This window comes from Acidocella sp., from assembly GCF_013044125.1.
Classification (GTDB): Bacteria; Pseudomonadota; Alphaproteobacteria; order Acetobacterales; family Acetobacteraceae; genus Acidocella.
Map to the genome: position 1 here is coordinate 1 of NZ_JABEVC010000013.1, position 9052 is coordinate 9052.

General features: G+C 67.5%; 8 protein-coding genes and 1 tRNA gene. 6 read left to right on the forward strand and 3 right to left on the reverse strand.

All coding sequences use genetic code 11. From position 1 onward, the window contains the following. The 4 genes from HKL97_RS00695 to HKL97_RS00710 form a co-directional block, all read left to right on the forward strand. On the forward strand, positions 1 to 741 hold a 741-nt coding region (locus HKL97_RS00695), incomplete at its 5' end, for a hypothetical protein (RefSeq protein WP_291421852.1). Next, positions 738 to 2111 (forward strand): NAD(P)/FAD-dependent oxidoreductase, encoded by a 1374-nt coding sequence (locus tag HKL97_RS00700; protein WP_291421854.1) that lies wholly within the window; start codon positions 738 to 740, stop codon positions 2109 to 2111. The genes HKL97_RS00695 and HKL97_RS00700, both read left to right, overlap by 4 nt. After that, entirely contained in the window at positions 2104 to 3297 is a 1194-nt protein-coding gene (locus tag HKL97_RS00705) for an NAD(P)/FAD-dependent oxidoreductase (protein WP_291421855.1), read from the forward strand. The genes HKL97_RS00700 and HKL97_RS00705 overlap by 8 nt, the downstream gene beginning before the upstream one ends. 1 nt (position 3298) lies before the next feature. Continuing rightward, a complete protein-coding gene (locus HKL97_RS00710; protein WP_291421857.1) occupies positions 3299 to 4714 on the forward strand; it encodes an FGGY family carbohydrate kinase in 1416 nt (471 codons plus the stop codon). Between the two features lie 13 nt (positions 4715 to 4727). On the opposite strand, the gene HKL97_RS00715 is transcribed toward HKL97_RS00710, so the two are convergent. The 3 genes from HKL97_RS00715 to HKL97_RS00725 all read right to left on the reverse strand — a co-directional run bounded on the left by HKL97_RS00715 (position 4728) and on the right by HKL97_RS00725 (position 7353). After that, positions 4728 to 4802 (reverse strand) — tRNA-Gln (locus HKL97_RS00715). Positions 4803 to 4813: 11 nt separating this feature from the next. Continuing rightward, positions 4814 to 5662 carry a 4-(cytidine 5'-diphospho)-2-C-methyl-D-erythritol kinase gene (locus HKL97_RS00720; RefSeq protein WP_291421859.1) on the reverse strand — a complete coding sequence of 283 codons (849 nt, stop codon included), beginning with the start codon at positions 5660 to 5662 and terminating at the stop codon, positions 4814 to 4816. Further along, positions 5659 to 7353, reverse strand: coding sequence for a tetratricopeptide repeat protein (locus tag HKL97_RS00725; protein ID WP_291421861.1), 1695 nt, complete (start codon positions 7351 to 7353; stop codon positions 5659 to 5661). The genes HKL97_RS00720 and HKL97_RS00725 overlap by 4 nt, the downstream gene beginning before the upstream one ends. Positions 7354 to 7545: 192 nt before the next feature. Between HKL97_RS00725 and apaG the strand changes: the two genes are divergently transcribed. Next, complete coding sequence (apaG, locus tag HKL97_RS00730) at positions 7546 to 7950, forward strand: Co2+/Mg2+ efflux protein ApaG (protein WP_291421863.1); 405 nt, start codon at positions 7546 to 7548, stop codon at positions 7948 to 7950. Between the two features lie 205 nt (positions 7951 to 8155). Beyond that, complete coding sequence (gene folE, locus HKL97_RS00735) at positions 8156 to 8797, forward strand: GTP cyclohydrolase I FolE (RefSeq protein ID WP_291421865.1); 642 nt, start codon at positions 8156 to 8158, stop codon at positions 8795 to 8797. The last annotated feature ends 255 nt before the right edge of the window (positions 8798 to 9052 follow it).

Sequence of the window (9052 nt, forward strand, 5' to 3'; positions counted from 1 at the left end):
CGCCCCAGCACCGGAGGCGCCATGACCGACGCCGCTCCGCCGTTCAAACGCATTATCGTAGACCTGCATTGCAGCGGCTGCGACCGGCTGATCGTGCAGCAGGCCGCCGAACTCGCACAGTTGCTGCAACTGGAGTTGTTTGGCCGTTTCTTCGCCGACCCAGCCCCCGCCCGCCTCGCTGCCCTGCCCTTTGCGCGCGAATTCCGCACCGGCGAGCGCGCCTGGGCCCCGCTGGAAGGCCACAACGTCTCGCAGGAGCTATCACTCGCCATCACCGCGGCGGAACGCCTCTTCAAGCAGATGACCGCCACACTCCCCCGGCAATTTCAAATCATCCACGACCCCGCGCAGCTCGAACACCCGCAGAACGGCCGGGGTGAGACCATCGCGGTCATCCACCAGAGCGGCTACCCCAGCGCGCCGTTTGAGCAAATGCTGGCATCCGCCTTCCAGATCGCCGCCAGCGTGCTCATCCTGCCCAGCGGCGTGCCGCCAAAATCAGGCCCCATCCTGGCCGTCGTCAATGGCGCCGAGGATCCCGCCGCCGGCATCGCCGCCGCCCTGGCGCGCGCCACCGGGGAGCCGCTGCTCCGCCTGGACAGCCACACAGGCACCGCCGCGCAGGTGCCCGCGGCCCGCCTCATCGTCACCAGCCGCGGCACCCTCACCAACGCCACACTGGCGCTCATCGCCGCGCGCAAAAAAACCCCGGTGCTGGTGATCGACACGGAACCGGCATGACCGCCAAAAGCTTCGACATCGCCCTCATCGGCGCCGGCGTGGTCGGCTGCGCCGCGTGGCGCGCTTTCACCCTCGCCGGGCTGAGTTGCATCCTCATCGAGCGCGAGGCGGACATCATCTCCGGCGCCAGCAAGGGCAACAGCGCCATCCTGCACACCGGGTTTGATGCCACGCCCGGCAGCCTGGAGCTGGCCTGCATGCGCGAGGGCTACCGGCTGTACCGCGAAATCCACGAGCCCCTGGGCCTGCCGCTGCTTGAAACCGGCGCCATGGTTGTTGCCTGGAGTGAGGAAGAGCTGGCGAAACTTCCCGGCATCGTCGCGCAGGCGCACCAGAACGGCGTCACGGACGTCACCCAGATTACCGCCGAGCAGGTGCGCGCCCGCGAACCCGGCCTGGCCAATGATGTGAAAGGCGGCGTCTGGATCCCCGGCGAAGCCCTGATCGACCCCTGGTCCGCCCCGCTGGCCTACGCCCGGCAGGCGCTTGCCAACGGCGGCACGCTGCACCTCAACGCCGAGGTCACTTCAGGCAGCCTCACCGGCGGCACCTGGACCCTGACCATCAAAAACGCCGCCCCCATCCAGGCGCGCATTGTAATCAACTGCGCCGGTAATTTCGGCGATTTGGTGGAGGCCATCGCCCGCCCCAGCCCCTTCACCATCACCCCGCGCAAGGGCCAGTTCGTGGTGTATGACAAACCCGCCCACGGCCTTGTGCAATCCATCATCCTGCCGGTGCCTACCGCGCGCACCAAGGGCATCGTCATCACCCGCACCGCGTTTGGCAATCTGCTGGTCGGCCCCACCGCCGAGGACCAGCCCGAGCGCCGCCTCGCCACCACCGAGACCGCCACGCTCAACGCCCTGCATGCAGCCGGATGCCGCATGCTCCCCGCGCTCGCGGGCATGGAGATCACCACCGCCTACGCGGGCCTGCGCCCCGCCACCCAGTTCAAGGATTATCAGATCGAGGCGCTGCCCGCGCAAAACTGGATCACCGCCGGAGGCATCCGTTCCACCGGGTTGACCGGCGCGCTCGGCATCGCCCGGCACATGCGCGGCCTCTACGAGACGCATTTCGGTACCCTCAAACCACTGCCCAGCCCGCTCTGGCCCCGCGTCCCCAACCTCACCGAGACCCTGCCCCGCCCGCACGCGCAACCCGGCCGCTCGGAGATCATCTGCCATTGCGAACTGGTCACGCACGATGAAGTCGCCGCCGCGCTCGCAAGCCCGCTTCCCGCCGGGTCCATCGGGGGCCTGCGCCGGCGCACCCGCTGCATGATGGGCCGCTGCCAGGGGTTTTATTGCAGCCGCCGGGTTCTGGAGCTCGCCGCGCCCTATATCCCCGGTCTCGCCGATGCATAACGTCGCCATCATCGGCGCCGGCCCCGCCGGGCTCACCGCCGCCCGCGTCCTGCTCCAGGCCGGTATCAGCGGCGTACAGGTGCTGGAGCGCAACCCGCAGCCCGGCGGCCTGCCTCGGTTTTGCGATCACCAGGGCTGGGGCGTGTGGGACATGCACCGTCTCTACACCGGCCCGCGCTATGCCGGAGAACTCGTCCGCCGCGCGGCAGGGGCGGATATTCTCATCAACACCACCGTCACCGCCCTGGAACCCAACGGGCATCTCCACATCAGCACGCCAGGCGGCCCCGAATATCTGCAAAGCCGCATCGTCCTGCTCGCCACCGGCATCCGCGAAAAACCGCGCGGCGCGCGACTGGTCTCGGGCACCCGGCCCTGGGGCATCACCACCACCGGCGCCTTCCAGGAAATGGCCCAGGCCGGGCAAATCCCCTTCCGCCGCCCGGTCATCATCGGCTCCGAACTCGTCGCCTTCTCAGCCCTCCTCACCGCCCGCCACGCCGGCATCAAACCCGTGGCCATGCTCGAACCCGGGCCACGCATCCTCGCCCGCCGCCCCGGCGGCCTCATCGCCCGCGCGGTTTTTGGCGTGCCGGTACGCACAAACACACAATTACTGGAAATTCGCGGCATCGACCGTGTGGAGTCCGTGCTGCTTGAGCGCAACGGCCAGCGCGAGGAGCTGGCCTGCGACGGCGTGATCTTCACCGGGCAGTTCACCCCCGAAGCCTGGCTCCCGCGCAGCGCCGGGCTGCAAATAGACCCTGCCACCGGCGGCCCCGCCATCGATAATTTCTTCCGCTGCTCCGACCCCGCCTATTTCGCCACTGGCAATCTGCTCCGCCCGGTGGAACACTCAGGCTTTGCGGCGCTGGAGGGCGCGCGGGCCGCCGCGCAAATCCTGCGCGCACTGCGCGGCGAGCTGCCGCCCCCGCAAGCCGCCATCCCGGTCATCCCCGGCGGCGCGCTGCGCTACATCTACCCGCAGCGCATCATCCCCGGCGGCATACCAATCCAGCTTCACGGGCGCGCGCGTCATGCCCACAAAGGCCGCTTGCGCGCCATGGCCGATGACACGCTGGTCTTTGAACGCCTCATCCGCATCCTGCCCGAGCGCCGCATCAGCCTCACTTTGCCCGGCGCCGCCCTCACCGGGCGTAACTCCCTGGCGGTGATACTGGATTAGCATGTACCCCATCCTCGCCATTGACCAAGGCACCACCTCCACCAAAGCCTATCTGCGCATGGCCGGTGGCGCCACCCGTCTGGTTGGCAGCCGCGGCCACCGCCAGCTTCACCCGTACCCCGGCTGGGTCGAGCACGACCCGCTGGAGCTGCTGGACAACATCCGCGCCCTTATGGAAGCCGCCGGTCCGCTCGCCCGCCTCGGCCTCGCCAACCAGGGCGAGACCGTGGTGGCGTGGGACGCGCAAACAAAACGCCCCCTCCACAACGCCATCGTCTGGCAGGACAACCGCACCGCCCCCGAGACCGAGCGCCTGAAAGCCGCTGACCTGGAGGCGGAAACCCTGGCGCGCGCCGGCCTGCCGCTCGACCCCTATTTCTCCGCCACCAAGCTGCGCTGGCTGCTCGACAACACCCAGGACGCCCGCGCCCTGCACCGCCAGGGCCGCCTGCGCCTTGGCACCAGCGACGCGTTTTTCATCGACTGCCTGACCAACACCTTCGCCACTGACGTCTCCACCGCCTCGCGCACCAGTCTGCTCAACCTACGCACCCTGCAATGGGACGAAACCCTCTGCACGCTCTTCGGCGTGCCGCGCGAATGTCTGCCCGAAATCCGCCCCACCGCCGGAAATTTCGGGCAACTCCCCGGCGGCGCGGCACTCACCGCCAGCGCGGTAGACCAGCAGGCGGCTCTGTTCGGCCACGGCTGCCAGCACCCCGGCGATATAAAAATCACCTTCGGCACCGGCGCGTTTGCATTGGGGCTCACCGGCACCGCCCCGGCCATGGGCGCCACCAACGGTCTGCTCCCCACCGCCGCCTGGCAGATCGGCGCCGCCGCCCCCCAATACGCGCTGGATGGCGGCATCCTCACCGCCGGTTCCGCCCTGGAATGGCTGCGCGGCATCGGCCTGCTGGCTGATTTCGCTGAAATCGACACCTTCAGCGGTCCTTCCGCCGCCGCGCAGGGCGTGTTCTTCGTCCCCGCGCTGGCGGGGCTTGGCTGCCCCTATTGGGACCGTACCGCCCGCGGCGCCTGGTTCGGGCTCAGCTTGGAGACCCCGCGCGCCGCCCTCATCCGCGCCGTGGTGGAAGGCATCGCCCTGCGCGCCGCGCAACTCGCCGGGGCCTTTGCCCAGACCGCCCCGCTCGCCCGCATCTCGATTGACGGCGGCCTGAGCCGCAGCGCCTACTTCACCCAATTTCTCGCCAACGCGCTGGGCCACCCGGTCAGCGTTGCCGCCAGCGCCGACCTCACGGCGATCGGCATGATCCAACTCTGCGAGTCGCTCCACGGCGCGGCACCGCCCGCCGGGCAGGCATGGGCTGTGGCCAAACCGCAATCAGGCGATTTCACCGCCATCCACGCCCAATTCGCCGGCGCGGTGGAGCGCACCCGCGCCCGCAAGAATTAAATTTCTTTAAAAATGGCTGGGACGGGAGGATTCGAACCTCCGAATGGCGGAATCAAAATCCGCTGCCTTACCACTTGGCGACGTCCCAATGCGCCCTGCTCATATGTCGGCAAGGGCCGGGTCGTAAAGCCCCCCACCCCAACACCACCAGCCCGGCTGGTTTATCGCCGCCGCCGCCGCCGTGGCGGCCTCCGGCGTGGCGAAGATCGCGAAGCATGTGGCGCCCGAGCCGCTCATGCGCGCCAGCAGCGCGCCCGGCAGCCCCGCCAGCACCTCCAGCACCTGCCCGATCACCGGCTGAATCCCAATCGCCGCCGCCTGCAAATCATTCGTGCACCGCGCCAAATCAGCCGCCATACCCGCCGCATCCGCCCAGCCGGCGGGCAGCGCCGCCGGGGGCGTGAAACCTCCCTGCCGCGCACGAAACACCGCAGGCGTGGGCACCGCCACACCCGGATTCACCAGCACCATGCCGAATCGGGGCAGTTGCGGCGCGGGGGACAAAATCTCGCCAATGCCCCCCATCCGCGCTGGCTTTGAGTCCAGGCACACCGGCACATCCGCCCCCAACTCCAGGGCAACCCCCTCCAGCGGCATCTCAATGCCCCAATAGCACGCCAACAAGCGCAGCGCCGCCGCCGCATCGGCAGAGCCGCCGCCAATACCCGAAGCCACTGGCAGGTTCTTCTCCAGCAACAACCCCACATGCCCCTCCGGCCGCATCGCCCGCGCCGCGCGCAGCAGCAGATTATCCGGCTCCGCCCGCAACACGCCGCCAAACCGCCCGGTGATGCTCAGCGTCAGCGCTTCGCCCGGCACCACGCTCACCACATCCCCCACGGCGGGGAACACCGCCAGACTGTCCAGCAGATGATACCCATCCGCCCGCCTGCCGGTGACATGCAGGAACAAATTCACCTTCGCCGGTGCAAAACGCCTTGGCATCATGAGACCGGGGGAAAATTCTGTTTGATCTTCGCCTTCAACGCGGCCTCCAGCTTCGCATCCGGCCCCAGCGAAAGAGCGCGCTGCCACTGATACGCCGCCTGCAATTTCTCGCCCGCCTGCCAGAACGCATCGCCCAGATGCCCGTTCACCTCGGCATCGTCAGGGTCCAGCTGCACAGCCTGTATCAGCAGCCCCAGCGCGGTCTGCGTATGGCCCTGCTTCAGGTTCACATAGCCCAGCGAGTCGATCACCGCGCCATCATTAGGGTCCAGCGCCGCCGCGCGCTCCAGCATCGCCTGCGCCTGATCCAGCTTCTCTCCATGCATCGCCCAGGTATAGCCGATATAGTTCAGCACATACGGCTGGTTCGGCCCGAGCGCCAATGCCTGCATCATATCCGGCTCCGCCGCCGCCCAGCCGCTCACATTGTCCTCGCAGATGCCGCGGTCGAAAAACAACGGCCACGCCGCCGGCGGCGGCGGCGTGCCCACGGCCGTAATCGCCTTGCTGTAATAGGGAATCGCCGCCTGCATCTGGTTGGCCGCGCGTAACACATCCCCGGCATTGGCCAGCAGCCCCGGGTCCTGCGGGTTCAGCGCGATCAACTTGTCCAACAGCGCCACCGCCGCCGCCGGGCGGTTCAGGCTTGCCAGCAAATTCGCCTCCTGCATCGCCACCGGCGCGAACAGCGGATCCTGCTGCGTCACCGGCGCCAGCACGTCCAACGCACTCTGCAACATCACCGGCGTGGGCGTGGCCGCCGGATTATCCCCACCGGAAAGCGTATTGGCCAGCAGCAGCCGCGCCGCGGTTAAATCCGGCCGCAGTTGCAGAGCAAAACGCAGGAATACCTCGCGCAGAAACGTGGCGGACGGCTGGTTGAGCGAGCCTGCCAGGGTGAGATACGCCTCCGCCAGCCCTTGCGCTGGGCTTGCCACCACGGGCCGCGCCACCACCGCCTGCAACCCCGGCAGCGCGATCTGCAAATCCGGATGCGCCTGCATCAGCGTGGCCAGCTCCTGCTGCGCCAGGCCCTGCGCGCCCTGGCGCGCCTCCCAGCTCGCCAATATCTGCGCCAGCCGCAGGTTAGGCTGCCCATTGCTCACGGCGTTGTAATACTGCGCGGCATCCCTGACATCATGCCCCGCATCGGCGATCAGCGCGGCATTCAGCACATAAACCGGCGCAAACGCTCCGGCGCTGAAGTACGGCTGCAACGCGTTCAGCGCCGCCTGGGTGTTGCCCTGGCCGAATCGGGACCACGCCACCAGCACCGGCTTGATCAGCCCCAGCAGGTCATCCTGCGGCAAGGCGCCATACAACGCCGCCGCCTGCGCGTAATCGCCCTGCATGGCGGCCCGGTTGGCAAGCAGCAGCGCCGCCAGCGTATTGCCGGGAAGCTGCGGCGCCAGCGTCAGCGCCAGCGGGCCGCCCGCCTGCGCCGAGGCCAGAAACCCCTCCCCGATCATCGCCTGGTTTCCCGGGGCCGCCCGCAGTCCGCGCGCAAAATATTTCGCGGCCGCCGCCGGGTCGTTGCGGGCCGCTGCATAATGCCCCGTCAGATACGCGCCATAGGCGGGGTTCGGCGGCGGGTAGGTTGCCGCCCCGCCAGGCCCCGCCGCCGCGCAGGCCGAGAGCAGGATGCAGGCAGCAACGGCACCACGGCGGCGAAACAGCGAAAATCTATCCATTGCTCAGGTGTAGCAGCGCCACCCGATCCGGCAAAGCGCGCGTTTGCAACTCCGGCTTGTTAGCCATTCCGAGCTGCGTTAGGCTTGGCCGCGCTGGTGGCGGCCCCACCGGAAACACCAAGCCGGCACGCCTCCCGGGAATGAAATTTACCGGCACGAACTTCAGAAGCGGGACACTAGGATTTAGCGCGCATGACCCCAGGCTTTCAGGCAACCACCGCCGGCATCACCGTCACGGTGCGGGTTTTCTACTTGGCCGACCAGTCAGACCCCGAAGCCGCGCGCTTCGCCTGGGCCTATCGCGTCACAATCGAGAACGCGAGCCCCCTCACCGTACAACTCCTGCGCCGCACCTGGCACATCACCGACGCGCACGGCCGCAGCCAACATATCCACGGTGAAGGCGTGATCGGCGAAACCCCGGTGCTGGAGCCCGGCGAAAGCTTTGAATACACCTCCGGCACGCCGCTCTCCACGCCCAGCGGTTTCATGACCGGCCAATACCACATGCTCGCGGTGGACGAGGACCGCCAGTTTGACATCGCAATCCCCGCCTTCAGCCTGGACAGTCCGCACCAGAACACAAGGGTCCATTAACTTTATCGCGCCATCATGGCGCCAACCACCGCCCTCATGGGTTGCGGGGGGTTCATTCTTGCCCATATGGCGGTTTAGGGCTCCAACGCGCAGCCTTGCTTTCACCCACGCCCCGCTGATCCAAATCCCGGATCGGATCGTATATCGTTTCACGAAGTATTCTGACCCATCAGGCCCTTGATAATACCGCAGACGGAGACCCGCCTTGAACGTCGTGACATCCAAAGCAAAGCTCACCAAGGCGCCGCGCGCCACAAAAAAACCCAGCCGCGCGGAAGCTGAATCCGCCGTGCGCACCCTGCTCCTCTGGGCTGGCGAAGACCCTGAACGCGAGGGCCTGCTTGATACACCCGGCCGCGTCGTGCGCTCCTATGAAGAATTTTTCCGCGGCTACGGTGAAGACCCAGTCGCCCTGCTTGCCCGCACGTTTGAGGAAATCGAAGGCTACGATGAGATGGTGGTCCTGCGCGATATCCGCATCGAGAGCCATTGCGAACACCACATGGTGCCCATCATCGGCAAGGCGCATGTCGCCTACCTGCCGGGCAGCCGCGTCGTCGGCATCTCCAAACTCGCCCGCGTGGTGGATGCCTACGCCCACCGCTTCCAAATCCAGGAAAAACTCACAGCCCAGATCGCCAACACCATCAACGACGTGCTGCAGCCGCGCGGCGTCGCGGTGGTGATCGAGGCGGGGCACCAGTGCATGTCCACCCGCGGCGTCCACAAGCCAGGGGCCAGCATGGTCACCAGCCGCATGCTCGGCGCCTTCCGTGACGACCCCTCAACACGGCGCGAATTCCTGGCGATGATCTCACCGCGCAGCTGCACCGCGGTGGAAGCTTAAAACCCCGCCCAAGTTGCCCGAAGCCGCATTCACCGTTAAGCAACGGCCGGACCATATCCGGCCGTTTTAACCTGATGTTTTAACCTGGGGGCGAACCATTTTGCGTAGCCAGACTCTTTCCCGTGTCACCACCTCCCGGGCAGCCGCCCTCGCGGCACTCTCCCTGCTCTCCGGCTGCGGCCATCTGCCCGGCGGCGGCAACGCCGATGCCAGGCTCGGCCAGAACGGCACCACCCCCACCGTGTTCGGCTACGC